Annotated in this window: 24 protein-coding genes; 21 read left to right on the top strand and 3 right to left on the bottom strand. The window is 43.7% G+C overall.

Going from position 1 to position 25,872, the window contains the following annotated elements:
• Positions 1 to 120: 120 nt before the first annotated feature.
• From flgB to fliS, 12 genes are all read left to right on the top strand, one after another.
• Positions 121 to 555 (top strand): flagellar basal body rod protein FlgB, encoded by a 435-nt coding sequence (gene flgB, locus ACMCM8_RS11925; RefSeq protein ID WP_412722837.1) that lies wholly within the window; start codon positions 121 to 123, stop codon positions 553 to 555.
• A 2-nt stretch (positions 556 to 557) separates the two neighbouring features.
• Positions 558 to 980, top strand: a complete 423-nt coding sequence (flgC, locus tag ACMCM8_RS11920) for a flagellar basal body rod protein FlgC (protein ID WP_412722836.1) — start codon at positions 558 to 560, stop codon at positions 978 to 980.
• A 31-nt stretch (positions 981 to 1,011) separates the two neighbouring features.
• Positions 1,012 to 1,698, top strand: coding sequence for a flagellar hook assembly protein FlgD (locus ACMCM8_RS11915; protein ID WP_412722835.1), 687 nt, complete (start codon positions 1,012 to 1,014; stop codon positions 1,696 to 1,698).
• Between the two features lie 14 nt (positions 1,699 to 1,712).
• Complete coding sequence (gene flgE, locus ACMCM8_RS11910) at positions 1,713 to 3,098, top strand: flagellar hook protein FlgE (protein ID WP_412722834.1); 1,386 nt, start codon at positions 1,713 to 1,715, stop codon at positions 3,096 to 3,098.
• 329 nt (positions 3,099 to 3,427) lie between these two features.
• Positions 3,428 to 4,171 (top strand): flagellar basal body rod protein FlgF, encoded by a 744-nt coding sequence (locus tag ACMCM8_RS11905; RefSeq protein ID WP_412722833.1) that lies wholly within the window; start codon positions 3,428 to 3,430, stop codon positions 4,169 to 4,171.
• Positions 4,172 to 4,216: 45 nt separating this feature from the next.
• A complete protein-coding gene (flgG, locus tag ACMCM8_RS11900) occupies positions 4,217 to 5,005 on the top strand; it encodes a flagellar basal-body rod protein FlgG (protein WP_412722832.1) in 789 nt (262 codons plus the stop codon).
• An 11-nt stretch (positions 5,006 to 5,016) separates the two neighbouring features.
• Positions 5,017 to 5,697: a flagellar basal body L-ring protein FlgH gene (flgH, locus tag ACMCM8_RS11895; RefSeq protein ID WP_412722831.1), complete on the top strand. Its 681-nt coding sequence runs from the start codon at positions 5,017 to 5,019 to the stop codon at positions 5,695 to 5,697.
• An 18-nt stretch (positions 5,698 to 5,715) separates the two neighbouring features.
• The gene (locus ACMCM8_RS11890) at positions 5,716 to 6,828 is read left to right on the top strand and encodes a flagellar basal body P-ring protein FlgI (protein WP_412722830.1); all 1,113 of its coding nucleotides are present in this window, start codon (positions 5,716 to 5,718) and stop codon (positions 6,826 to 6,828) included.
• Positions 6,829 to 6,841: 13 nt separating this feature from the next.
• Complete coding sequence (gene flgJ, locus ACMCM8_RS11885; protein WP_412722829.1) at positions 6,842 to 7,792, top strand: flagellar assembly peptidoglycan hydrolase FlgJ; 951 nt, start codon at positions 6,842 to 6,844, stop codon at positions 7,790 to 7,792.
• Between the two features lie 16 nt (positions 7,793 to 7,808).
• Positions 7,809 to 9,887: a flagellar hook-associated protein FlgK gene (gene flgK, locus ACMCM8_RS11880; RefSeq protein ID WP_412722828.1), complete on the top strand. Its 2,079-nt coding sequence runs from the start codon at positions 7,809 to 7,811 to the stop codon at positions 9,885 to 9,887.
• 7 nt (positions 9,888 to 9,894) lie between these two features.
• Positions 9,895 to 11,121 carry a flagellar hook-associated protein FlgL gene (flgL, locus tag ACMCM8_RS11875; protein ID WP_412722827.1) on the top strand — a complete coding sequence of 409 codons (1,227 nt, stop codon included), beginning with the start codon at positions 9,895 to 9,897 and terminating at the stop codon, positions 11,119 to 11,121.
• A 133-nt stretch (positions 11,122 to 11,254) separates the two neighbouring features.
• A complete protein-coding gene (fliS, locus tag ACMCM8_RS11870; RefSeq protein ID WP_412722826.1) occupies positions 11,255 to 11,662 on the top strand; it encodes a flagellar export chaperone FliS in 408 nt (135 codons plus the stop codon).
• A 117-nt stretch (positions 11,663 to 11,779) separates the two neighbouring features.
• On the opposite strand, the gene ACMCM8_RS11865 is transcribed toward fliS, so the two are convergent.
• Positions 11,780 to 12,397, bottom strand: coding sequence for a serine O-acetyltransferase (locus ACMCM8_RS11865; RefSeq protein ID WP_412727706.1), 618 nt, complete (start codon positions 12,395 to 12,397; stop codon positions 11,780 to 11,782).
• 465 nt (positions 12,398 to 12,862) lie between these two features.
• Here ACMCM8_RS11865 and ACMCM8_RS11860 point away from each other — a divergent pair, with 465 nt between their 5' ends.
• The 9 genes from ACMCM8_RS11860 (at position 12,863) to ACMCM8_RS11820 (ending at position 23,904) form a co-directional block, all read left to right on the top strand.
• A complete protein-coding gene (locus tag ACMCM8_RS11860) occupies positions 12,863 to 13,834 on the top strand; it encodes a flagellin (RefSeq protein ID WP_412722825.1) in 972 nt (323 codons plus the stop codon).
• A 377-nt stretch (positions 13,835 to 14,211) separates the two neighbouring features.
• A complete protein-coding gene (locus ACMCM8_RS11855) occupies positions 14,212 to 15,180 on the top strand; it encodes a flagellin (protein WP_412722824.1) in 969 nt (322 codons plus the stop codon).
• A gap of 369 nt (positions 15,181 to 15,549) precedes the next feature.
• The gene (locus tag ACMCM8_RS11850) at positions 15,550 to 16,518 is read left to right on the top strand and encodes a flagellin (protein WP_412722823.1); all 969 of its coding nucleotides are present in this window, start codon (positions 15,550 to 15,552) and stop codon (positions 16,516 to 16,518) included.
• A gap of 253 nt (positions 16,519 to 16,771) precedes the next feature.
• Positions 16,772 to 17,743 carry a flagellin gene (locus ACMCM8_RS11845; RefSeq protein ID WP_412722822.1) on the top strand — a complete coding sequence of 324 codons (972 nt, stop codon included), beginning with the start codon at positions 16,772 to 16,774 and terminating at the stop codon, positions 17,741 to 17,743.
• A gap of 533 nt (positions 17,744 to 18,276) precedes the next feature.
• Positions 18,277 to 19,242, top strand: a complete 966-nt coding sequence (locus ACMCM8_RS11840; protein WP_412722821.1) for a flagellin — start codon at positions 18,277 to 18,279, stop codon at positions 19,240 to 19,242.
• Between the two features lie 161 nt (positions 19,243 to 19,403).
• Positions 19,404 to 19,883 carry a flagellar protein FlaG gene (locus ACMCM8_RS11835; protein ID WP_412722820.1) on the top strand — a complete coding sequence of 160 codons (480 nt, stop codon included), beginning with the start codon at positions 19,404 to 19,406 and terminating at the stop codon, positions 19,881 to 19,883.
• A gap of 23 nt (positions 19,884 to 19,906) precedes the next feature.
• Complete coding sequence (gene fliD / locus ACMCM8_RS11830; RefSeq protein WP_412722819.1) at positions 19,907 to 21,319, top strand: flagellar filament capping protein FliD; 1,413 nt, start codon at positions 19,907 to 19,909, stop codon at positions 21,317 to 21,319.
• Between the two features lie 154 nt (positions 21,320 to 21,473).
• Positions 21,474 to 21,773: a hypothetical protein gene (locus tag ACMCM8_RS11825; protein WP_412722818.1), complete on the top strand. Its 300-nt coding sequence runs from the start codon at positions 21,474 to 21,476 to the stop codon at positions 21,771 to 21,773.
• 13 nt (positions 21,774 to 21,786) lie between these two features.
• Positions 21,787 to 23,904: a motility associated factor glycosyltransferase family protein gene (locus ACMCM8_RS11820; RefSeq protein ID WP_412722817.1), complete on the top strand. Its 2,118-nt coding sequence runs from the start codon at positions 21,787 to 21,789 to the stop codon at positions 23,902 to 23,904.
• 135 nt (positions 23,905 to 24,039) lie between these two features.
• Here the strand turns inward: ACMCM8_RS11820 and ACMCM8_RS11815 are convergent, their stop codons facing one another.
• Together ACMCM8_RS11815 and hisH are read right to left on the bottom strand one after the other, a co-directional pair.
• On the bottom strand, positions 24,040 to 25,254 hold the full coding sequence (locus tag ACMCM8_RS11815; protein WP_412722816.1) for an N-acetyl sugar amidotransferase: 1,215 nt from the start codon (positions 25,252 to 25,254) through the stop codon (positions 24,040 to 24,042).
• Positions 25,255 to 25,268: 14 nt separating this feature from the next.
• Positions 25,269 to 25,871 carry an imidazole glycerol phosphate synthase subunit HisH gene (hisH, locus tag ACMCM8_RS11810; protein ID WP_412722815.1) on the bottom strand — a complete coding sequence of 201 codons (603 nt, stop codon included), beginning with the start codon at positions 25,869 to 25,871 and terminating at the stop codon, positions 25,269 to 25,271.
• Position 25,872 lies beyond the last annotated feature (1 nt).

The following is a 25,872-nucleotide window of genomic DNA, read 5'->3' as shown; positions in this document are numbered from 1 at the left end:
AAAACACATATTGGCATTTGCTTTGCTAACTATTTCTTTAAACAGCTTCCCAAAATAGGGTTTTGTCTTCCAAGACGCTGTGTTAATCGAAACGACAAGTTGCAAATCAGGGGTCAATTTATGGCTATTAATTTAGACAAATTGGTGGGGTTCCATCAGTCAGCACTTAAAATACGCACCGAGCGTATGGAAGTGATTGCTGGCAATTTGGCTAACGCGAATACGCCTGGTTACAAAGCGAGAGATATCGACTTTAACTCAGCAATGGAATCGGCGATGCGAGAAAGCTCTGGTCGATCTTTCTCTGGCTCATCTCGTGGCCTCGCTAAGACAAATGATCGCCACCTAAGCGGCAATCCTTCTTCAGTGGCGGCAAATTTTGACATGCAATATCGCATTCCAACCCAACCCGATACCGGTGACGGCAACTCTGTAGAGGTTCAGGCGGAAAGAAATCGCTTTTTAGATAATGGCCTGCGTTACCAAGCCAGCCTTGAGTTTTTAAATGGCAAAATCAAAGGCATGAAAAAAGCGCTAAGCTCTGGAGGGCAGTAATAATGAGTTTATTTAATGTAATGTCGATATCTAGCACGGGTATGGAGGCTGAGAATGTCCGCCTAAATACTACGGCAAGTAATATCGCAAATGCTAATACAGTAAGTAGCAGTTACGATGAGACTTATCGTGCTCGCCACCCGGTTTTTGCTACTGCACTTCAAAACGCCATGCGTGATCAGTCAAAAGGTGTGGGTGTAGAAGTAAAAGGTGTCGTAGAGAGTGATGCACCGCTTCAAGTAGAGTATTCACCCAATAATCCCATGGCCGATGAAAATGGCTATATCTACAAACCCAATGTGAACATCGTCGAAGAGATGGCAAATATGATGTCAGCCTCAAAAGCGTACGAAACCAATGTACAAGTCGCCGATACGACGAAACGAATTTTCCGCCGTGTGCTGCAACTGGGCCAAGGGCAATAATTTGCCGCTGGCTTAATGTGAGGATGATACAGTGAACACTATTAACAATACCGGCTTAAATACAGATCTGTATTGGCAAGAAGAAACCGTCAAGGTCGCTGATGGGACTGAACAACAGCTGACGCAAGAAGATTTCTTTTCAATGCTCACAGAGCAGCTGGCTAATCAGGATCCTACGGCTCCCGTTGATAACGATCAAATGGTCGCTCAAATGACATCATTCACTATGGCTGATGGTATATCGCAACTCAATGCCAAGTTCGAGTCGTTTGCCGCTTCCATGACCTCCAATCAGGCCCTCCAGGCATCGAGCTTAATTGGGCAGAATGTGTTGGTACAAGGCAATGTAGGCTTCATGGCAAATCAAGGTGACGGCATTTCTGGTGTAGTTGTTAACGAGAAAACAATTCAAAACATGACCATCTCAATAGAGAACCAGTACGGAGAAGTGATTAAGACTATCGACGCTGGTACTCAACCTGCCGGAAATATCCAGTTTGAATGGGATGGCAAAGACAAACATGGCAACGACATGTTGCCGGGTGAATATGTAATTAGTGCTACAGGTGAATTAAATGGTGAAGGGGTCAAACTCAACACCGCGGTTAATCGCCATGTAGGAAGTGTAAGCTTGGCAGGAAGTGGCCAAGGGGTAATTTTGAATTTGGATGGTGATGTCAGTATCAATCTTGATGACGTCATTCAAATCGGCAGTTAGTAGGAGAATCAAAAATGTCTTTTAATATTGCACTGAGTGGCGTATCTGCCGCACAAAAAGATTTGGATGTAACCGCCAACAACATCGCAAACGTTAATACTGTTGGCTTTAAAGAGTCACGGGCTGAATTTGGTGACGTTTATGCAGCTTCATTGCTGGCAGGCGGAAGAACTAAAGTCGGTGACGGTGTGCTAACACAAGAAGTGGCACAACAGTTTTCACAAGGAAGTTTGCAATTTACGAATACGTCATTGGATCTTGCGATTACTGGAAACGGCTTTTTCGCGACAGTACCGGATATTACTTCTCGTGATTTCTCGTTTACCCGTGCTGGCCAATTTAAGTTAGACGCTGACAATTTCGTTGTAAACAGTGCCGGAGATAACCTATTAGGCTTTCCAGTTAACACAGATGGCACCAGCGCATCAGTAGCACTTAGTACTACTGAACCTGTGCGTATCCCCGACTCTTCTGGTTCACCTCAAAGTACCACTGAAGTAGATCTTCGCATGAACTTACCAGCAGGTGATACAGGGTTAGATCCAGCAGACTTCGATCCTACCGACCCGCTCACTTACAATGCAGCGACTTCAGTTACTGTGTACGACTCGCTCGGCGATAGCCACGTAATGACTTATTACTTTGTTAAAGACGGCACCGCTGGTGTAGATAATGAATGGTTTGTAGTAACCGCCATTGATGACACCCTTGTGGACATGACAGACTCCACTGGAGCAGATACTGACCCAGCTACAGCTACCCATGCAATGGGGGCGAATACGGGTAATGATGTGACTGCATCAAAGCTTATATTCTCTCAAGGTGGTGACTTTGTTGGTATGGAAACCCCAGATGGCTTGCCAACAACAGATTTTAAGATGCAAACTGAAGCGCTGGGTCCTACCATTCTTGCGAACGGTTCTGATCCTACCCAGCAAATCAGTATTGATTTTAATCTAACGCCTGGAAGTGCTACGCCTAACGAGCCTACTCAGTTTGCATCGGCATTTGAAGTGACCTCGCTCGAGCAAGACGGTTTGCCAGTAGGCCGTTTGACCGGCATTGATATTGGACCAGATGGCTTGGTACGTGCGACATTCTCAAACGGTACCTCAGAACCTATCATTCGAGTAGCGCTGGTACGTTTTTCCAACGAGCAGGGATTGACCCAAGAGAGCGGTACTCAGTGGAAAGAGAGTATACTGTCTGGTGAAGCATTGGCTGGTGAGGCGACTACAGGTACATTCGGTGAAATTAATTCATCAGCACTTGAACAGGCGAACGTGAACTTAACGACTGAGTTGATTGATATGATTATCGCTCAGCGTAATTTCCAGGCTAACTCCCGTGCGCTTGAAGTGAACAACTCACTTAATCAGACAATTCTGAACATTCGATAATTGACCACACTAGTGCGTGTTGATCTTCGCAGCGTGTTTACGCTGCAAAGATCGCCACACGCCACTCACTAACGCTGGGTTATTAGCCGTTGCAGCGCTTTAATCTTGTTTGCGACACTTGCCGCATTCCCCAAAACTAGCGGCAAAACGGCGTGTTGTTCACCTTATCTTTGTAGAAATGACAGTAATTGTGTCGCTCAGCTAAATTATATTTTCTTATTAAATTCAAATATCTATCAATTTATATCTTTCATCACTGACATTTCCTAAAGATTGGCACTGCCTTTGCAAAATCCTGTTTAAGGTTTAATCAGAGTCAAAAGTCAGTCATGGACAAACTTCTCTATATTGCAGCTAGCGGCGCGTCACAAGACCTGCTTGGTACTGGTATTCGCGCCAACAACTTAGCCAACGCACAGACAACGGGATTTAGAGCTCAACTGGAGCAGGCAAGGTCGATGCCGGCATACGGCGATGGCTTGCCGACCCGTGTTTTTTCTATGACTGAAAGTCCTTCAAATAACTATGAATCCGGTCCGATGATTAAAACAGATCGGGACCTCGATGTGGCTATTCAAGGTGACGGTTGGTTTGCAGTACAAGATCAAAATGGCGAAGAGGCTTATTCCAGAGACGGTAACTTTAAGTTAGGTGACGACGGAATTTTGACAGACATTCACGATCGTGTGGTGCTAGGTGACAACGGTCCCATTTTCTTACCCGTGCCGTTAGATAACTTAAACATCGCATCGGACGGCACACTGTCAATGCGCCAGCTTGGCGCGCCGGCAAATGTCATCGAAGAAGTGGGTCGACTAAAACTTGTCAGACCTAACTACGCCGACATGGAACGCGGCACTGACGGATTGTTTCGCATGGAAGACGGTTCTTTGGCTCCAGCCAATGCTAACGTCAAAGTGATGTCAGGCATGCTCGAAGGGTCAAACGTTAATGCCGTCGATGAAATGGTGGATTTGATTAGTCTACAACGTCATTACGAACTGCAAGTGAAAGTGATGAAGCAAGCAGAAGACCTGGATTCACGTGGCAATATGTTGCTGCGTATTCTGTAAACGAATTTTTATAATCGTTGTTGTAAAACAACGTCGGAGGTTAACATGCATCCAGCATTGTGGATTAGTAAAACTGGCCTAGATGCCGCGCAAACCGATGTGGCGGTGGTGTCTAACAATCTCGCCAACGCATCGACTGTGGGATTTAAAAAAGACCGCGCCGTCTTTGAAGATCTGTTGTATCAGAATATTAATCAACCTGGTGGCCGTTCATCTGCAGACACTGAGCTTCCTTCTGGCTTAATGTTAGGCTCAGGTTCAAAAGTGGTGGCAACACAAAAAGCCCACACTCAGGGCAACTTGTTGACCACAGATAATGCGTTGGATATGTCTATCCAAGGACGTGGCTATTTCGAAATTCTGCAGCCTGACGGCACTATTGCGTATTCGCGAAACGGTCAGTTTTCCTTAAATGATCAGGGCCAAATTGTGACCTCAGGCGCGGGTTTTCTACTTCAGCCCGAGGTAGCTATTCCAGAAGATGCACAGCAGATTACCATTTCTCAAGATGGGGAAATTAGCGTAAGCATTCGCGGCCAGGCAGAGCCACAGGTGTTAGGTCAAATGAATATCTCTGACTTTGTGAACCCAACGGGTCTGCAGCCAATAGGTCAAAACCTGTATGTGGAAACTGCCTCAAGTGGTGCGCCAATACAAGGCGTACCTGGGTTACAGGGATTAGGGACTATTGCTCAAGGAACGCTTGAAACGTCAAATGTGAATGTGACCGAAGAACTGGTTAACTTGATTGAAAGCCAACGCCTTTACGAAATGAACTCTAAGGTGATTTCGTCGGTGGATCAAATGCTTGGCCAAGTTATCCAGCAACTATAATAGGTAGCGTTATGCGTATTTTCTGTCTAACTGTGATAGTGGCACTGCTCGGTGGCTGTGCCAGCACTAACGAGCCTCCGGTACAGGCGAATGATCCCTCGTTTGCACCAGTGGTTCCTGATTATCCAAGAGAGACTGTAGTCGAGGATGGCTCGCTTTTCCGGTCGTACATGGCCAATAGCTTGTATTCAGATGTTAAGGCACGTCGGGTAGGCGATATTATTACTGTGACATTAAGTGAAAATACTCAGGCCAGTAAATCAGCGGATACCAGTACCGCAAAAGATACCAATGTGAATTTAAACCCCATTACTGGGCTAGGCGGAAAGGCTATTAATATTGGCGGTGAATCTATCCAATTGGGACTGGGCTCATCGAGAGATTTTTCAGGCGATGCGACGGCTAATCAGAGCAACAGATTATCAGGCGCCATTTCGGTTACCGTGGTTGACGTATTGCCCAACAATAACTTGGTCATTCGCGGTGAAAAATGGCTGACGCTAAATCAGGGTGATGAATACATTCGTCTGACAGGTATTATTCGTCCTGCGGATATCACCCCAGAAAATGAGATAGTCTCCACTAAAGTGGCGAATGCGCGAATTCAATATTCAGGTACAGGGACATTTGCGCGCGCACAAGAAAAAGGATGGTTAACACAGTTTTTCGATTCCACTTGGTGGCCCCTTTAGGTGGTTAGGAGAGTAGATATGCGGTTATTTCAAGTTGTTCTTGCGGTGTTTTTATTAAGCGTGTGTGCACAAACTCACGCCCAACGCATTAAAGATGTAGCCAGTATCCAAGGCGTTCGTAGCAACCAACTGGTAGGTTATGGCTTGGTTGTTGGTCTACCTGGTACCGGCGAGCAAAGCCCGTTCACAGAACAAAGTTTTCGCACAATGCTGACCAATTTCGGCATTAGTTTAGATGCTAATACTAAGCCTAAAATTAAAAACGTTGCTGCTGTGGCAGTACATGCTGATTTACCTGCTTTTGCAAAGCCAGGACAAACCATTGATATCACCGTGTCATCGGTAGGAGAGGCGTCGAGTCTGCAAGGCGGCACGTTACTGCAAACATTTTTGCGCGGTGTCGATGGTAAAGTCTACGCCGTGGCCCAAGGAAGTTTAGTGGTAAGCGGTTTTGGCGCTCAAGGTGGTGACGGTTCGCGTATTGTCGTCAATACACCCACTGTTGGTCGTATTCCTAATGGCGCGATGGTGGAACAATCGGTTCCCAGTGGTTTTGCCAATGGTGATACGCTTACTCTTAATCTGCATTATCCTGATTTTTCGACGGCAAAAGCATTGGCTGATACTATTAATGAACGTCTAGGGGCACAACCTGACAACGGTTATATCATTGCGAAGCCTATAGATGCAGCCTCCGTGAGAGTTTCTGCTCCTCGTGATGTGGGGCAACGCGTTGGCTTCTTGGCGACATTGGAAAATTTTGAATTTACTCCAGCAGATGCACCTGCACGTGTAGTGATTAACAGTCGTACCGGCACAATTGTTATTGGTAGTGATGTACGTTTACTTCCGGCCGCAATTACCCACGGTGGATTGACGGTAACTATTTCAGAAAATCAACAGGTGTCTCAGCCTAATGCCTTTGGCGAAGGACAGACCGCCATTACCACTCAGTCTATTGTGGATGTGGATTTGGCTGACAGTCGCATGTTTAAATTTGAGCCAGGCGTAACCCTTGATCAACTGGTTCGGGCTGTAAATGAAGTGGGCGCAGCACCAGGTGATTTGATGGCGATATTAGAAGCATTACGTCAAGCCGGCGCCTTGCGCGGCGAACTGGTCATTATCTAACGGAGTTCGTCTGATGGAAGCGCTTAATACTAAAAATCAGCTTGATATGGCGCGTAATGTCCACGATTTGGGCAGTATCAATAAAATGCGTGAAGCCATTGCATCAGGTGATAAAGAAGTGTTGCAGGAAGCGGCGCAACAGTTTGAGGCAATTTTTGTCCAAATGATGCTGAAGTCTATGCGCAAAGCACAAGATGCGTTAGCTGATGAGAGCAGCCCGTTCAATTCTGAACAAGTGAAGTTTTATCGGGATATGCACGACCAACAATTAGCGACTGATTTGACGTCAGGCGGTGGATTGGGATTAGCGGATGTTATTGTTAAACAGCTTGGTCAAACTGAAGACAGCTATATACCAGCCAGTGTAATAAGAAGTGATGGCAATTTGTCATCACTTAATCGCCAACGGGTAGCGCAGGTTAATCAGGCACAAGAAGTCGCATTATCATCGCGCTCCATTCGTAGCCAATCTGCGCAGAAAGACGTAATGTTCGACAGTCCTGAACAATTCGTTGAAAGTCTGCTGCCTATTGCAGAAAAAATTGCGGCGAACTACGGTATGGATGCCAAAGCCATAGTATCACAAGCCGCCGTTGAAACTGGCTGGGGTAAGTTTGTTATCCACACTGCAGATGGCAAAAGTTCGCATAATTTATTCGGAATTAAAGCAAGTAAAGGGTGGCAAGGCGATCACGCTGTTGTGAATACCTTAGAATTTAATAATGGCGTAGCACAAAAACAAAAAGCGGCATTTAGAGCGTATTCCAGCGTAGAAGATGCTATGGAAGATTACGCTCGATTTGTGACTACACAGCCTCGTTATAGTGAAGCCGTTGAAAATGCAGCAGATGCTGCCCGTTATACCCAAGCACTGCAAGATGCTGGTTATGCAACCGACCCTGAGTACGCCAATAAAATTATGGCGGTGTACCACAGTGATCGTCTCAGCTCAATGATGCCATAGTATTGGAGATAAGACTGTGAGTTACGTTGATTTATTTTCGTTGGCAAGTAGTGGTGTAAACGCCAGTAGTAAGCTATTGCAAACTACCAGTAATAACATTGCCAACGTAAATACCCCGGGTTATGTACGCGAACGCACCGAGCTCAAGAACAGCCATGTTTTTGGGGTTGAAATTGGCAACACAGAACGCATAGTTAACGTATTTGCACAAAACCAGTTGCGCAGAGATATAACGGCAGTCAGTGAGCTTGAAACGTTCTCACAAAAAACAGCCACTATCGATAATCTATTGGCCAGCGAATCAAGTTCTGTATCTAAAGGCTTAAGCGAGTATTTTTCTGCTTTGCAGACCGCCACTGACGATCCAACTAACCTCGCATCACGAGAGGTCGTTTTAAGTAAGTCAGAATCCCTTTTCCAGCGAATGAAGAATTTATCTGACTTTATGTTGCAGAAAGAGGATGAACTTAATTTAGAATTCAGTTCATTGATAGAACGCGCGAATACGCTTATTGGCAATATCGGTGAGTTAAACGAGAGCATTGTAGTGGCCTATGGCAACAGTACTGCCGACCAGCCCAGTGCACTTCTCAATGAGAGGGATAAAGCGATTGATGAGCTTGCATCCATTATGGGGATTACCGTTCAAGACAGTCGCTCTCAAAATGGTGCCGTAACCGTAAATCTCACCTCTGGAGAGTCACTGGTATTAGAAAACGGTGCCTTTAACCTTTTTGAGGCTACCACTAATGCAGATCTCACATTTAAAGAACTGACTTTACAAACGAATCATGGCACACCTAATAAAGGCGATACCTCTATACCTGTTATTGAAAGTGAGATGGGCGGCGCGCTAGGCGGTTTATTTCGATATAGAAACGATATATTAGGGCCGGCTATACGCGATGTAGGTCAGATATCCATTGCTTTTGCTGATGCGATGAATAGCCAGAATAAGCTCGGTATGGATTTAGATGGTCAGTTGGGAAGCAATATTTACAATATCCCTACTTTTCGCGGCTTGGCATACGAGGATACTACGGGAGACTACAACGTCACCGCTCAACTTGTTGAGGGCAAGGGGGCCGAGCTGACCGATGCGGATTACAAAATTGAAGTCACTGCTGTGGCTGCTGGTGTACCTACAGCTATTACGGTTTCCCTGTTAAACCCAGATGGTACAGTTAAAACCGATGGAAGTGGTGCAAAACTTGAATTCGTTGGCTTACCGGTCACTGCTGGAACAATAGAACTTACTGGTGGCATTGAGGTTGATTTTTCTGGTCCCGATCCTTACACGGTAGGTAATGAGTTCCTCATTCAGCCTACAAAAACAGTTGCATCGGATATTACGCTGGCCACCAACCGGCCTGAGGACTTGGCATTTGCCAATCCCGCGCGTGTGCAGGCTAGTTTGGGGAACCTAGGTAGTGCCAATGTAATTGATGTAGTAACAACTAACACCAGTACAGCGGGTGGCGTAGGTGACTCTGCCTTTGATGGTGCACAAGATATCGATGCAGCGGCACCCAGAAGAATTACCTTCACGGCTGCAGACAGTTATCAAGTATTTGATGATAACAACAACTTACTTGCTACTGTCACGGGTGTAGGCGATCTGAAAAATTTAATCCAACAAGCAAAAGACAGCACGGGTTTATACGCGGGTTTTGACGATTATCCAGGTTATGATTTGAGTTTAGAAGGTATCCCAAAACCCGGAGATAGCTTTCTGATTGAATACAACAAAAACGGCTTCAATGACAATAGCAATGCGCTAAAGTTGGCCAGTTTACAGAACGCCAATAAAGTACAGGTCAGTAGTGAATCAGCAAATACACCGCGTACTTTTCAAGATGCCTATTCATCTATGGTCGGAAGAATTGGTGAAGATGCGTCAATAGCAGAAGTGTCACTAGCCTCGGCTGAAGCGATGAAAATACAGTCAAAAAATTGGTTTGAATCCGTTTCTGGCGTAAGCTTAGATGAAGAAGCTGCAAATTTGATAAAATACCAGCAAAGTTATGCTGCAGCGGCCAGAATTCTGACCACTGCCCAGGATTTATTTAATACCATTTTGCAGTCTGCAAGGTAGGTAAACTATGCGTATATCAACGAATCAGATTTATGATCAAAACATGCGCTCGATTTTGAATAATCAGGGCGATTTAGCTAAGACCCAGAATCAATTGTCTTCTGGTAAGCGCCTTCTTACGCCCAGCGATGACCCTGTAGGCGCTGCAAAAGTGTTACGCCTTACTGAGGAAATTGACGAGTTAGCGCAATTTCAACGCAACAACGATTTAGTAAGGGGGTCGTTGGAATTACAAGAGGCGGTACTGACCAATATCACTGACTCGGTCAATAAAGCCAGAACCTTGGTTATACAAGCGGGCAATAGCTCGCTAAATTCCTCAGATAGAGCCACCATAGGTGAAGAGCTGGAACAAATTAAGCTCGAACTTCTCGACTTGATGAATGCGCAGGATGAAAATGATAATTACCTTTACGCTGGTTTCCAATCAGCCCAGCCTGCTTTTTCGTTCAATCCGGCCGCGGCCGGTAATGCTGTTACGTTTCAAGGTGATACTGGTGTAAGTTATATTCAGTTATCCAGCAGCTCCAAAGTACAGGCTACCAGTAATGGATACGAAGTATTTGAAAATGTCTTCTCCCGCTTTAAGTTTTCAGTCGATGCGGTTAACGGTGGAGCGGTTTTGGACAGTGCAGCGGTTAAGCAGCAAGGTGCGTTTGACAATTTCTACAACGCCAATTACGACCCAGTTACCCCTGCCAACAACGATTATCAAATCAACTTTTTAGCAGGTAACCAGGCTGAACTGGTTCATGTGGCGACGGCCTCTGTGGTTGAAACAGTAACATTTAATTCTGGTGAGACTTTTTCTATTCAAGGGATGGAATTTAAAGCGACAGCGGCGCCAGGTGACAGTATTGATATTTCGTTTAACGCACCTGAAAAAAAGAGTATGGCGCAGACATTACACGATATTCAGGGCATCTTGAAAGATCCCACTATAGACAATGATGCGTTGGAAGAAGCCATTGCTGATGCATTAGTCGGTTTAGACAACGGCATGGAAAAAATGTCTTTTGAGCGTACCTCATTGGGCAGTAGGTTGAATATTGCGCAGAACAATTATGATACCAATGTAGATATGGAAATAGCTGCAAAGGTGGCTAAAGGCGCAATTGAAGATTTAGATTACGCTGAGGCATCGACAGAATTCGCTAAACAAGAAGCTGCGTTGAGTGCCGCGTTGGCGACGTTTCCCCAAGTGAGTAATCTGTCTTTATTCAACTATATCTAAAAAAATTTTCTGGTTTGAAGAAGCTGTGCTTTTTTTCTAAAGCTTATGGGCTTGCTGTCGATATCATATTGTAGAAAGGTAGTAAGCCGCTTGGCAAAGAGTTCAAGCCATAGAAAAGAAAACTGGAGTTGTTATGTCATTAAAAGGCATCAATGCTTATAAAAAGGGTTCTCTGAAGCAAGAAATATCTACAGCTGATCCTCATAAGTTGACGCTTCTTTTATTGCAGGGTGCACTGGATAGAATCGCTTATGCAAAAGGTGCAATCGAACGTAAGGACTTTGAAGCAAAATCGGAAAACATCACCAAAGCAGTATCAATCTTAATCTACTTAAGAGATACCTTAGATATGGATATCGGTGGTGAAGTGAGTAATAACTTACTTGCGTTGTATAGCTACATAATCGACAGAATTAATGAAGCGCACATGAGTAACCTTTCTTCGCTATTGGATGAATCTTATAGTTTGCTTGAGCCTATTCGTGATGCTTGGGTTCAAATCCCAGAAAGTGCTAAACAAGAAGCATACGCCCAACGCTAATCTAGTTAATAAGAGTTTTTGCTGAGGCGCTTGAATACTAAGCGCCTAGTGAAGATTTTTCCCTTTCAGTTTCACCCGCACTATTTCGTACTTTTTAATATTAGGTTGTCTTGTGTGTTACGAGACCCGCTTTGCTGGGATCCCCGCGTAAACGGCGTTTGACTCAACGCTTTTCAGCAAAACAGAATTAGCGCCTACCTTAGCATTGTCACCAATTTCGATGTTTCCCAGTATGCTGGCGTTGGCGAAAATGGTCACATTATTGCCTATTTTGATCGTTTCGTTAGGGCTGTTGGTATTTTTTTGTCCAAGGGTTACGCCCTGATGGATCACAAAGTTGTCCCCTATTTTGAAGCGCGGTCCAATCACAATGCCAAAACCGTGTTGAATATTAAAACCCTTACCTATTTCTGTACTGTAGTAGATTTCAGAACCTGTTCTGCGTCTCATTGTACTGGCCAGATAAGGTAGGAGCGGTTCATCTGGGCTATTCAAGAAAATTAATCGTTCCAGTCGGTAAAAAAACACCGCTTCAATAGTGGGCTCCGTCTGCACTAGCGGTAGCAAGTCTTTCCAATCCCTTAGTTTTAGTTTGCCTTGATATTTAGCGTTAGTATCGAAGAGTGTTTGTTCAATAGCAGGCGAGAGGTACGAACTAATCGAATCCAGTTGGTTAGGGTAGTCGATATAACAGGTTTTTAAACAAAACCGAATGTAGTCTAAAGCGGTGTGCATACTCAATGTGTACTCTAAAGATGAGAGGTGACTTTTCGATTATGACAAATATTAACGCAAGAACAAGTCGATTATTTTGTCATCTCACTTGGATGACAATACTGTGTAAGGGTGTGAAAGATACTGAAAAAAGAAGATTTCTGACAAAATACGAATGCGTTTTTTGGGGTGTTTTACTGGGGGATATTGTCAGATTTTTCAACTGCTATATATGGAATACGAGGTTCATTAGTGTTGTGTAAGCAGATATTTGAAATTTTATTTTCTTTTTAAGTCAATGAAATTCATAGGTTATTTTTTTAATGTGATAGTTTTTTTAAACAGTAGCAAAAAATAATATCAAGTAATTTTTTTCCTTGCCGTTACATAAATTGTCAGGGGGTGAGAGCCCAGACATTTTAGAGAGAGATTCGGTTGGGGGTGAGAGCCCAACCGCTTTCACCAACGTGAGTGAGGAGAGAAGCAATGGCTTTATATGTAAATACAAACGTTAGTTCATTAAATGCTCAGCGTCAACTAATGAGTTCTAGTCTGGGCTTAGATCAAGCGTTCCAACGTTTGTCATCTGGTTTTCGTATCAACAGTGCTGCAGATGACGCAGCGGGTCTTCAAATTTCAGACCGTCTACAATCACAGATCATGGGCCTTGAGCAAGGTAACCGCAACGCCAACGACGGTATTTCACTAGCGCAAACCGCAGAAGGTGCGATGAATGAAATCACCAGCATGTTCCAGCGGGTTAGAACGCTGGCTTCCCAGTCGGCTAATGGTTCTAACACAGATGAAGATAGACTAGCTATTCAAGAAGAAATTCGTGCGCTGATGTCTGAAGTCAACCGTGTGGCAGCAGATACTACGTTTGGTGGTCAGAACTTGCTTAATGGTTCCTATGAAGCAAACTTCCAGGTCGGTGCGGATGCCGTACAAACTATTGGTTTTAGTATGCAAAATGTTGGCGGTACAGCTAATTCGCTGTCAGCTAACGGAGGATTTACTCTTTCAGGCATTGCGAGTATCGCCAGTGCAGTGACAGGAGAAGCCCTATCGGGGAACGTCGCTGGAGTAAGTGACAATGCCACAGGTACAGCCGTTGGTGCGGACTATAACTTTGGTGGAGTGTTCCAAGCAACAGGCATAAGCGTTTCAACGCAGCAAAATGCACAAGCGGTATTGGCGGGTATGGACAACTTAATCGCGGTGGTGGATAAAAAACGCGCTGAGCTAGGTGCGGTACAAAACCGATTCCAGTCGACCATCAATAACCAGGCAAACATTGCTGAAAACTTATCAGCGGCGAAATCGCGGATCAAAGATGCAGATTTTGCTGCAGAAACAGCAAAACTGACTCGTAACCAAATACTTCAACAGGCATCGCAAACTATTTTGTCGCAAGCCAATCAACGTCCACAGGCGGCATTGAGTCTGCTACAAGGATAAGTTGAGTAAGCACCCTTATCGCAAAGAGGGGTAATGATAAGGGTGCTGAATGTATGACTAGCTAAAAGCGGAGGCATAGCAAAAGTCATAATGACAAAAGCGTAGTGAACAAACTTTTGACACGTGTAATGCAAAGCATTATGCATGCCAAATTGAGAATTTAATTTAAAGACTCTCAACTCTCTCTCAAGAGGAAGTAAAGCGGAAGGCATTTGCCTTCCGCTTTTTTTTGGTATTAGCCATAGTTAGCCGCTTAAAAAAGATAAAGCGGCAATAATTTATTTTTCTAAAGGAAAAAGATTGCCGCCCGATAACCTATGTAAGCCGAAAATAGTTTTTCGGTGAGAACTTAAAATACACAGATTGAGGGTGTAAGCATGGCTTTATATGTAAATACCAATGTAAGCTCGTTAAATGCTCAGCGTCAGTTAATGAACTCTGGGAATAACCTTGATCAAGCGTTTCAACGCTTGTCGTCAGGTTTTCGAATCAATAGCGCGTCAGATGATGCGGCAGGTTTGCAAATATCAAATCGTCTTGAATCGCAAGTTCAAGGCTTAAATCAGGGTAACCGTAACGCCAATGATGGTATCTCTTTAGCGCAAACCGCTGAAGGTGCTATGAACGAAGTGACCAGCATGTTTCAACGTGTGCGTACATTGGCTTCACAGGCGGCAAACGGCTCTAATACTGATGAAGACCGTTTAGCCATTCAGGAAGAAATGCGCGCGTTGATGACGGAAGTTAACCGTATTGCAGAAGACACTACGTTCGGTGGTCAGAACCTGCTAGACGGAACCTATGAAGCGCACTTCCAGGTCGGTGCGGATGCGGTACAAACCATTGGCTTTAGTATGCAACATGTGGGCGGTTCAGATAATTCCATAACGGCTAATGGTGGCTTTACCCTGTCAGGTATTGCGAGTATTGCCAGTGAGGTTACCGGTGAAGTACTTGCTACTAACCTCGAAGGGGTGAGTGAAAATGCTACCGGCGCGAACGCAGCGTCAGATTATTCTTTTTCTGACGTCTTTCAAGCGACTGGGATCAGCGTATCAACTCAAGGTAATGCGCAGGCAGTACTGGCGGGTATGGATAATCTGATTGCAGTTGTAGATAAGAAACGCGCTGAATTAGGTGCGGTGCAAAACCGTTTCCAGTCGACCATTAATAACCAAGCTAATATCTCAGAAAACCTATCTGCAGCGAAATCGCGTATTAAAGATGCGGATTTTGCAGCGGAAACTGCAAAGCTGACGCAGAACCAGATTTTGCAACAGGCTTCTCAGACTATCTTAGCCCAGGCAAACCAGCGTCCACAGGCCGCGTTAAGTCTATTAGGTTAATAGTACGCTCTCTCGAATTCTCTCTCAATCTCTCATAAAAGCCCGTGTAAACGGGCTTTTTTTCCTGATAGTTAAACACACTTGCTTTTTATTACATCAATGCATGCTATCGGCTAAAGGGTTATACGCATTTTCTACTGCCTCAAAAGGTAAAAAAATGTGGGACCTAGTTTTGATTCTTTGCCGCTTATGGGAGGAAAATCATTGCCTTGTAGGGGGTGTAGGTGTGGTATGGGGTGTGGGTAGTTGGTTGTGATTAAACGGCAATGAAATTTTTATTAAAGGAAAAAGATTGCCGCCCGATAACCTATGTAAGCCGAAAATAGTTTTTCGGTGAGAACTTAAAATACACAGATTGAGGGTGTAAGCATGGCTTTATATGTAAATACCAATGTAAGCTCGTTAAATGCTCAGCGTCAGTTAATGAACTCTGGGAACAACCTTGATCAAGCGTTTCAACGCTTGTCGTCAGGTTTTCGAATCAATAGCGCGTCAGATGATGCGGCAGGTTTGCAAATATCAAATCGTCTTGAATCGCAAGTTCAAGGCTTAAATCAGGGTAACCGTAACGCCAATGATGGTATCTCTTTAGCGCAAACCGCTGAAGGTGCGATGAACGAAGTGACCAGCATGTTTCAACGTGTGCGTACATTGGCTTCACAGGCGGCAAACGGCTCTAATACTGATGAAGACCGTTTAGCCATTCAGGAAGAAATGCGCGCGTTGATGACGGAAGTTAACCGTATTGCAGAAGACACTACGTTCGGTGGTCAGAACCTGCTAGACGGAACCTATGAAGCAAACTTCCAGGTCGGTGCGGATGCGGTACAAACCATCGGTTTTAGTATGCAGAACGTAGGTGGAACAGCTAATTCACTTTCTGCTGATGGTGGATTTACGTTGTCAGGCATCGCGAGTATTGCCAGTGCAGTAACGGGTGAAGCCCTATCTGATAATGTTGCAGGTGTGAGCGATAATGCGACAGGTACTGCTGGCGCTGCCGACTACAACTTTGCCGGCGTGTTCCAAGCATCAGGGATCAGCGTTTCTACACAACAAAACGCGCAAGCAGTACTTGCGGGTATGGATAATTTGATTGCGGTAGTGGATAAGAAACGCGCTGAGTTAGGTGCGGTGCAAAACCGATTCCAATCAACCATTAATAACCAAGCCAATATTGCTGAAAACTTATCAGCAGCAAAATCGCGTATTAAAGATGCAGACTTTGCAGCAGAAACAGCAAAGCTGACGCAAAACCAGATTTTGCAACAGGCTTCTCAGACTATCTTAGCCCAGGCGAACCAGCGTCCTCAGGCTGCATTAAGTCTATTAGGTTAATAGTACGCTCTCTCGAATTCTCTCTCAATCTCATTAAAAGCCCGTTTGTACGGGCTTTTTTTTTAAGATAAAAGTGGCTTCTAATCAAGTGTTTATATTTTTTTTAACGTTTTTTGAAAAAAACTGTCAAGTAATTTTTTCAAGTGCCGTTACATAAATTGTCAGGGGGTGAGAGCCCAGGCGAGCAAGAGAGAGATTCGGTTGGGGGTGAGAGCCCAACCGCTTTCACAAAAGTGAATGAGGAGAGAGAAAAATGGCTTTATACGTAAATACAAATGTAAGTTCTTTAAATGCACAACGTCAGTTGATGAGTTCTAACCTTGGCTTAGATCAAGCTTTTCAACGGTTATCATCAGGTTTTCGCATAAACAGTGCAGCAGATGATGCAGCGGGTCTTCAAATTTCAGACCGTCTACAATCGCAAATCATGGGATTAGAGCAGGGTAACCGCAATGCTAACGATGGTATTTCATTAGCGCAAACCGCAGAAGGTGCGATGAATGAAATTACCAGTATGTTCCAGCGTGTACGTACTTTGGCATCACAATCCGCCAATGGCTCTAACACAGACGAAGATCGCTTGGCTATCCAAGAAGAAATTCGTGCACTAATGTCAGAAGTGAACCGCGTGGCAGCAGACACCACATTCGGTGGCCAAAACTTATTAAACGGTTCGTATGAAGCTAACTTCCAGGTAGGTGCTGATGCAGTTCAGACTATCGGTTTTAGTATGCAGAACGTTGGCGGTACCGCTAACTCGCTTTCTGCAAATGGTGGCTTTACCTTGTCAGGTATTGCGGGTATCGCCAGTGCAGTTACTGGTAAAACACTAGAATCAAACTTAGATGGATTGAGTGATGGAGCGGCGGGAACTTCAGTTGCAGCAGACTTTTCCTTCTCTGATGTCTTCCAAGCCACTGGGATCAGCGTTTCTAGCCAGGCAGGGGCTCAGGCAGTATTGGGTGGTATGGATAACCTTATCGCAGTAGTTGATAAAAAACGCGCTGAGTTAGGTGCGGTACAAAACCGATTCCAGTCGACCATCAATAACCAGGCAAACATTGCTGAAAACTTGTCAGCGGCGAAATCGCGGATCAAAGATGCAGATTTTGCTGCAGAAACAGCGAAATTGACGCGTAACCAAATTTTGCAACAAGCATCGCAAACCATTTTGTCGCAAGCTAACCAACGTCCACAGGCGGCATTAAGTTTGCTTCAAGGTTAAGTAGAATTTTTCTCCTCTTAAAAACTCCTGCCATATGCAGGAGTTTTTGCATTTAACCACGTTAATTTTTCAATCTTCATTTGTTTCTCTTCTTATTTCTAAAGTGAGTTACGTACTCACTCACCATACATTTACCTGAACGTTCACCACTGTACCTTGTCCATAGCCCAATCTTCTAGCATGTGAACAATGAGTCAGCAACAACGTCTTCTAACTATGCAAAAAACGACTAATACTGACGGTGTGAGACTAAAAATTGAACACTGTTCATGGGTAGGTATATTCAGTCATATTTGCTACTTAATTACGTTTTAACGCCTCGCTTTTTAAAAAAAATCATCTTTTTATATATTTATTTTTCAATGCTTTATGGTTTTTTTGCAAAAAAAATTAAAAAAAAATTAAAGCCTGCGGAAATAGGGTCGATAACCTGATTAGGCATCCTATATCTGTAGTTTGCTCGTTTAACTAAGAGGAGTTGCTTAGGGGTAGGTGACTGACTCGAGTAATTAAAAAATAAAGCGGAGGCTATTATGGCTTTGTTCGTAAACACTAATGTTAGTTCACTGAATGCACAGCGTCAGTTGATGAACTCTGGAAATAATCTTGACCAAGCGTTTCAACGCCTGTCTTCTGGCTTTCGAATCAACAGCGCATCTGATGATGCTGCAGGCTTGCAGATTTCAAACCGCCTTGACGGCCAAATTAATGGTTTGAACCAAGGTATTCGTAATGCCAACGACGGTATCTCATTGGCGCAAACTGCTGAAGGCGCAATGAACGAAGTGACAAACATGTTCCAACGTGTGCGTACACTTGCGTCTCAGGCCGCGAACGGCTCAAACACTGACGAAGACCGTTTGGCAATTCAAGAAGAAATGCGCGCGTTAATGTCAGAAGTTAACCGTATTGCCGAAGACACCACATTTGGTGGTCAGAACTTACTAGATGGTTCTTATGAAGCTAACTTTCAGGTAGGTGCAGATGCAGTTCAAACCATTGGTTTTAGTATGCAAAACGTGGGTGGAACAGCAAACTCTCTAAGCGCGAATGGCGGCTTCACTCTTTCTGGTATCGCAACTATTGCTAGCGCGGTAACAGGAGAAGCATTGTCAGCCAACTTAGCAGGTTTAAGTGAAGCCGCTGCTGGAACTGCTGCAGGTGCAGACTACAACTTTTCAGATGTTTTCCAAGCCACTGGGATCAGTGTATCTACTCAGGCAAATGCACAAGCAGTACTCGCGGGTATGGATAATCTTATTGCGGTAGTGGACAAGAAACGCGCTGAATTAGGTGCGGTGCAAAACCGATTTCAGTCTTCAATTGACAACCAAGCCAACATAGCTGAAAACTTATCTGCGGCGAAATCGCGTATCAAAGATGCGGATTTTGCAGCTGAAACAGCTAAGCTTACGCAGAACCAAATTTTGCAACAGGCTTCACAGTCAATTCTAGCGCAAGCTAACCAGCGTCCTCAGTTGGCATTAAGCTTACTATAAACCGCTGGTGATTAACTTAAGCTTTGCGAAAATTGTCGCGCGAAGCTTAAGTTAGATTATTTGGACTGCGCTTTTAAGCTCAGTCTTTAAGTCAGTTGACCCGTTATTAGTAACATTATTTGACGGCTGATAACGTTGAGTTAACTTTCTAGGAGGTTTATATGTCTGTAACTAATGTACCAGAACCTAGTAATTATAGTCCTTCGCTAACCGATACTCAGCGAACCGCGGCAGCCAATAGTCGAGGTGAGGAAAGTGACGCTAAGATATCAGCCCAGATTTTTGCACAGTCCGCTGTTGCCGATAAAACCAAACAGGCGGATAACGTTGAGTTAGAGAAGGGAAATGTTGAAGAAGCTTCTAATATAGACAATCAAGCGATTGTTAAACAGTTAGAAGTGGTAAATGAACAGCTTTCACTGCAGTCAAAAAATCTCGTGTTTGAATTTGACGACATAAATGATCCACCTATCGTCAAAGTGGTAGACAGCGAGAGCGGGGATATTATCAGAGAGATTCCCCCCAAGGAGTTACGAGAGATTGCTCAAGTATTAAATGATATTGCCGATAACATAAACGGTAAGTCAGGAAAAATGTCGAATCATTTTTCATCTGGTATACTCATTAATGCTGAACTTTAATACTTAAGCGTCGAGAGGTTTCTATGACAATTACTAATGCAGGAGTCGGGTCTGGTTTAGATTTAGAAGCGATTATATCAGCGACTGTACAAGCGTCTAACCAACCCAAATTGCAAAAATTCTCGCAAAGAGAATCAGAATTGTCTGTGCAACTTACTAGTATCGGTGCAATTAAGTCGGTGATGAGTAAGCTTCAAGATGTCTTTGAAAGCCTCTCGGATCCCGAAGAATTTAACAAGCGTACCGCTAATGTTCGTCAACCTGATAGTGCGTCGTCGCTGGGCGATCTTGTCTCGGTGACTGCTGATAATACCGCTACTACTGGGTCATTTGACATCAGCGTTACGCAACTTGCCCAAGGTAGCCGAGCTCAGTCGGATCCTGCCAGTACGTTTACCTCTGCAGATGAAGTCATTACGTCAAGTGCCAGCACTTTGACGTTTTCAGCGGGGGCTAACTCTTTTGATATCGATATTGAAGCGGGTGCAACGCTAGAAGATATTCGTCAGGCCATTAACAATACTAACGGGAGCTTCGGGGTTTCTGCCAACATCATCAATACTGGCTCTGAGAGTTTATTAGTTATCGAGTCATTCGAAGCTGGTGCAGGAAATGATCTGGTTATCACTAATAACAACGCTGAGTTAGACAGGTTGTCTACCGTCGCAAACGGCGGTGGCGCCGGTGGGATGACAATTGCGCCTGAAGATGTCGCCCAAGATGCTATTATCGAAGTTGATGGTATTCAGGTAACCAATTCAAGCAACGTTTTTAGTGACGCCGTCCAAGGTTTGAGTATTACTGCCCGTCGAGTTAGCGAGTCCGGTGAAGTGGCCAATGCAGATGTTAACTTTGACAAGGAAGGGGTAAGCACAAAAATTGATGAGTTTGTTCAAGCCTTTAATAATACCATCGATATGATTAGCCAGCAGTCGTCTTTGGTATCATCGCCGCTGTTTGGCGACGCCACTGTACGTTCGATAAAGAATCAGCTAACCAATGCCCTTACTACACAGATAAGTGGTGCAGGTAACTTCGAAACAATATTCGATATCGGTCTTTCTTTGAATGAAAGTGGAAAATTAGAGAAAGAGAATGTGGTGAGAAGCGTTCAGGAAGCGCTTGACGAAAACTATGCAGACGTCGGTAAACTCTTTACTAATGCCGGTGGGTTGGCAGACACTTTCGGCAAAATTTTAGAAAACTATGTAGACAGCAGTGGTATTTTAAAACAACGTGAAGATTTGATAAACGTTCAACAAGATGAACTTGATGACGATGTGGCTAATCACCAGTATCGTATGCAACGTTTAGAAGCGAGTCTTCGCGATAAATATGCCTCTCTAGATACACTCATCGCTTCCATGAGAAGCTCAGGTGACTACCTTATGGGACAACTAGCTTCCCTGCCAGGTTTTACCAGAGATAATAGTTAATATCCTTTATAATCCGCTGTGGCACTTATCTTGCTCTAACTTGCTATAATAGATTTACTAGATAAATGTTGCAGCGTGTTCACAGCATAGACATACTGCTCTTACTTTTTAAATCAACGATATCATCCTGTCGTTTTGAAATGGTGAAGCCATCTTGTTATCCGAAGACCCGTTACAACAAATCAGATCTATAGTCGATGCACTTTCAGCGTTAATCGAAAAAGAAAACTATGCAGAGGCCAATGAAACAGCAGATAAATTGGATATTGCATTGCGAGGGTTGAGTAAAGAGGACTTGGTTGCGCTAGGTGAAGAAGAGAGAACTTATCTTTATGAAGTGGCTCAATGGTTAACCGATGAAGACAGTCAGTTGAAAGAGCGAAGCAAAGTATTAGTTGATATAATTTCTCCTTTTAATAAGAAAAGTGCATTGAAGTCTACAAAACATTATTAGGGTTCGCTTACCAATGGACAAAATAGAAGACACGCTTAAGCAACTAGAAACGCGTATACAAGATATTCAATCTCAAAAGCTGCGTCAGGTGGAATTTGACAAAGAGTCAAAGCAGCGCTTCCAAAATAATCTCAATGCTTTTGAGAAATATTTTCCCAAGCTCCATAGCCAAATTAAAAACTACAAGCCCAGAAACGACTTTAAAGTAATTGCAAGCCCATCGGGATATGGCAACTTTATTCCATCCGACAGTAAAATACCCTTGTATGGAGATAATCCATATGAGCAATCGGAAGAACAAGTCAAACGCTACACCGAAAGCGCCTCATTTGGTCGCTCAGAACTGTATTCAACAGTGAATGAAGGCACTAAGTCTGATAAGCGGTTACACGTTAAATATATGGTCGATTTGGCGCAAAATTTTATCGACGCAAACTTGTCTCATGAAAAAAAATTAACTTCGCTACCAGAGCACTATCCTACCTGTATGATGTTTGGCGTAGGCTTAGGTTATGCCGTTTCAATTTTAGTGGAACGTTATTCGTTTGACTACGTCTTTATCTGTGAGCCCGATTTTGAGTCGTTTTATGCCAGCCTATTTTGTACAGACTGGGTTTCTATACTAGAAAAGTCTGATGTTCAAAGTGGTTGTTTGTTTTTACAAGTAGGCGTGACCTATGAAACTTTCTTCGATGAATTAAAATATATTGTCGATAATTTCGGTCCCTCTTCTTTAATTAGTAGTTTCTGTTATCAGCACACACCCGGTAAGCAAATTAATGCCCTGATCGAGGAATTCTTCGAACAATTCAGCCTGTTACAGTTAGGTTATGGGTTTTACAACGATGCAGTAACTGGCTTGGCCCATACCATTGAGAATGTAAATGAAAACCATTGCCCTGTGTTACTACCTGAAGAGGCGAAAAAAACAGGGTTCAAAGATTTAACTGCATATGTGGTGGCCAATGGCCCATCCCTTGATGAGGCCATCGAAGTCCTTAAAGAAAATCAGGATAATGTGATTATTTTTGCTGCGGGTACGGCGTTAAATACACTGATTAAAATAGGAATCAAGCCTGACTTTCATGTGCTAGTAGAGCGACCTAAAACCACCTATGACTATTTAGTTGAAACCATCGATCTTGCGAAACTCCAAGACCTAAATTTGCTTGCTGTTGATGTTATGTACCCTGAAGTTCCTCCCCTTTATAAGTGGTCAGGTATTAGTCTAAAAGGGCCAGAGGCTGGTTCGTTGCTCTCTCAAAATACTTTTTACACTACCCAACATAGATTTTTACCAGCATTACCAAATTGTGGCCCTCTCGTGGCCAACACTGCTTTATCGTTTGCTGCAACGTTTGGATTTGGTGAAATATATTTATTTGGCGTGGACAATGGCTACCCAATAACTGGGCCAACGCATTCTAAATTCAGCATTTATAATGAAGAAGATCACAACGAAGCGTTTACTATTAATACATCCGGAGCTACGCATAGACTCGAAGGAAATTTAGGTGGTGAAGTAAGAGCCCTCAGTCTGATGGTTCAAGCGAAACAGCAAATGGAATCGCTCATAAAAAATACCCCTAAGACTCAATATTACAACGTTGGGGCAGGAGCGAAGATCAAAAAAGCTACTCCATTAGAGGCAGAAGATGTACTCAATACCCCCCACATCAGAGACAAGCGTGAGGTTGTTGAGAAAATTAAAACTGAATTTTTTACCGAGATGCACTTCTCAGAACCCGAAAAGTTGGTGGGTATTGAGGAATTTGAGTCTCTATGTGATTACTTAATTGAGATAGCTGAAAGACCTTACAGTACCAGAAAAGAGGCGTCAGATTTACTGAAAGCCCAGTCGCGAGTGGTATACGCTTATCGAGGAAGAAAATACGGCCACCTTTATCACGTTATGAAAGGCAGTATGCTGTATTTTCATTGTCCTTTGATCAGTTTGTTGTACCTTTATGCCGATGAGGAAAAGACGTTGCAATGGTTTGAAACGTCGCTAAACATATGGAAAGATTGTATCAAAGCGATGAAGAAAGATTATCGAACGGCTTGGAACAAGCGCTGTGACTATTCACTTGAAATGGAAACCATGCAAAGGCAGTTAAATGGTGAAATATAGCGTTAAATGATGTTGAGCCGAGCAGCGGCGCAACAACAAAAAAAGGCAGTCTCAATTGAAGTATTCTTCTATAGACTGCCTTTGTTACATCTCCATATGTCGTACCGAGTACAACAATTAGCGTTCTCTATGTTGTTATTTAGTCGCCCAGATAGGTTGGGTTAACTCCCATTTTCCATTGACCTTTTTCCACAGGTGGGGACTTCTGAATTTTTCTATCACATCGTGATAACGCTGCAAAGAAATGCCCATGTAGTCACAACAATCTTGGATATATTGCTCCGGGAACTCGCCATCAAAGCGCTTCACCAGTGCAACACCTTCTTCACGGGTAATGTCCCCGTTGCGGATTTCCTGCGCGGTATCGTACGTTGCTCTTCCAATACCAAATTTGATAGTGGTGGTATGGTAGTGAAGCCAATCTATTTTGTCGTCCAGTGAGCTGTATTTACTGAAGCTGCCCTCTGTTCTATGGAAGTTGGGTTGGAAATCAGAGTTTTCTACTGAGTAATAGTATGCTTCCTGAGGATGCCATTTTACGTAATACCCAAGATAGTGAACTTCGGTGCCGGTCTTTTCAATTGCCTCTGGTTTGACTGGAAAATAAGCCTCAAGGTCAGAGAGTTTAAATCCGAAATCGTTTAGTAAGTCAATGGCCGGAATACCGCCTAACACCAAATCGCTAATGGCATCTTTTGATGTGAAATACTTTGAATCACGGGTAGGCTTTTCATTGTCTTCGATGGCGTTGCCGTATTCGGCTTCGTTTTCACCAAAAATAACCAAGGGGATATCAAGCAAAACAGACAATCGTGGTGCCAGATTCTTTTGACCTAAGATAAAAGGCTGGAATGGATGCCCTAAATTTTCGAACGCTGACTTGGTAAGAAATCGATGCAGTTTGCGATTTTGGTTATAGGTATAGTTGGCAAAACCCGCATTGAGCCATGCATCAAAATTTTGTCTGCCAATTTTGGTATATATTGCAGGTGGCCAGGTAACCAAAATAGGGTTCATGTTGTATTTGTACTTCAACAAATGCGCTGCTTGAATGCTGTCCTTTCCGCCGCTACCAGGTACAACAACATCGTATCTGCCGTCATCCCGTCTGAATCTGTTGCACAATTCTTCAAGTTCAAGATTGCGTTCGCTCCAGTCGATAGTACGTTTTTTTTCTGCATAGCGACAGGCTTCGCACACCCCTTCTTCATCAAAGGCTAGGGTACGCTTCTTTTCATTCGCTTTTTGCTTAAATTCGACAGTAGAAGAGGGCCGCTGATTATTCATAGTACAACGTTTACAAAACTCTACTTTAAGCGGCAATCCGTATTTACCTGTAGTTTCGGACATCTTGCTCTCCGTCTTTAATAATCGATAAAATTCTTGAAAATTTGAACACCGGCATCGCGACTTTTTTCAGGATGAAATTGCACGCCGAAAATATCGCCTTTAGCAATAGCGGAAACAAACTGATGGCTATTGTAGGTAGTTAAACTGGCAATATCGGTATAGTTGACGAGTTCGTATGAATGCATAAAGTAAAAGAGTTCATCTTCAACACCCTTTAGAATTTTGTTTTCTTCAACAAGTTGTATTTTGTTGAAACCCATGTGTGGCACTTTACCTTCACACAACATAGGCTTTACTTCTGCGTCAAAAATGTTCAGGCCTTCTGTCTTGCCATGCTCGAATCCAATTCGCGCCATAATTTGCATCCCTAAACAAATGCCCAGGGTTGGCTTGCGTTTAATTTGCTGTTGCAACGCTTCAACCAAGCCGTGAGTCGCGAGTTCGTGCATGGCGTCGTGAAATGCGCCAACACCGGGAAGTACAATTTTGTCTACGCTATCAAGGGCGTTGGCATCTAGTACATCAATCCATTTCCCTCCGGCAAGGTTGATGCACTGCTTAATGCTAAAGGTGTTGCCAGCTCTGCCTGTATCGATAATCCCAATAATGTCTGACATG

The organism is Alteromonas sp. D210916BOD_24 (genome assembly GCF_047159385.1).
Taxonomy (GTDB): Bacteria; Pseudomonadota; Gammaproteobacteria; order Enterobacterales; family Alteromonadaceae; genus Alteromonas.
This window is presented reverse-complemented; position numbering and strand designations above follow the sequence as displayed.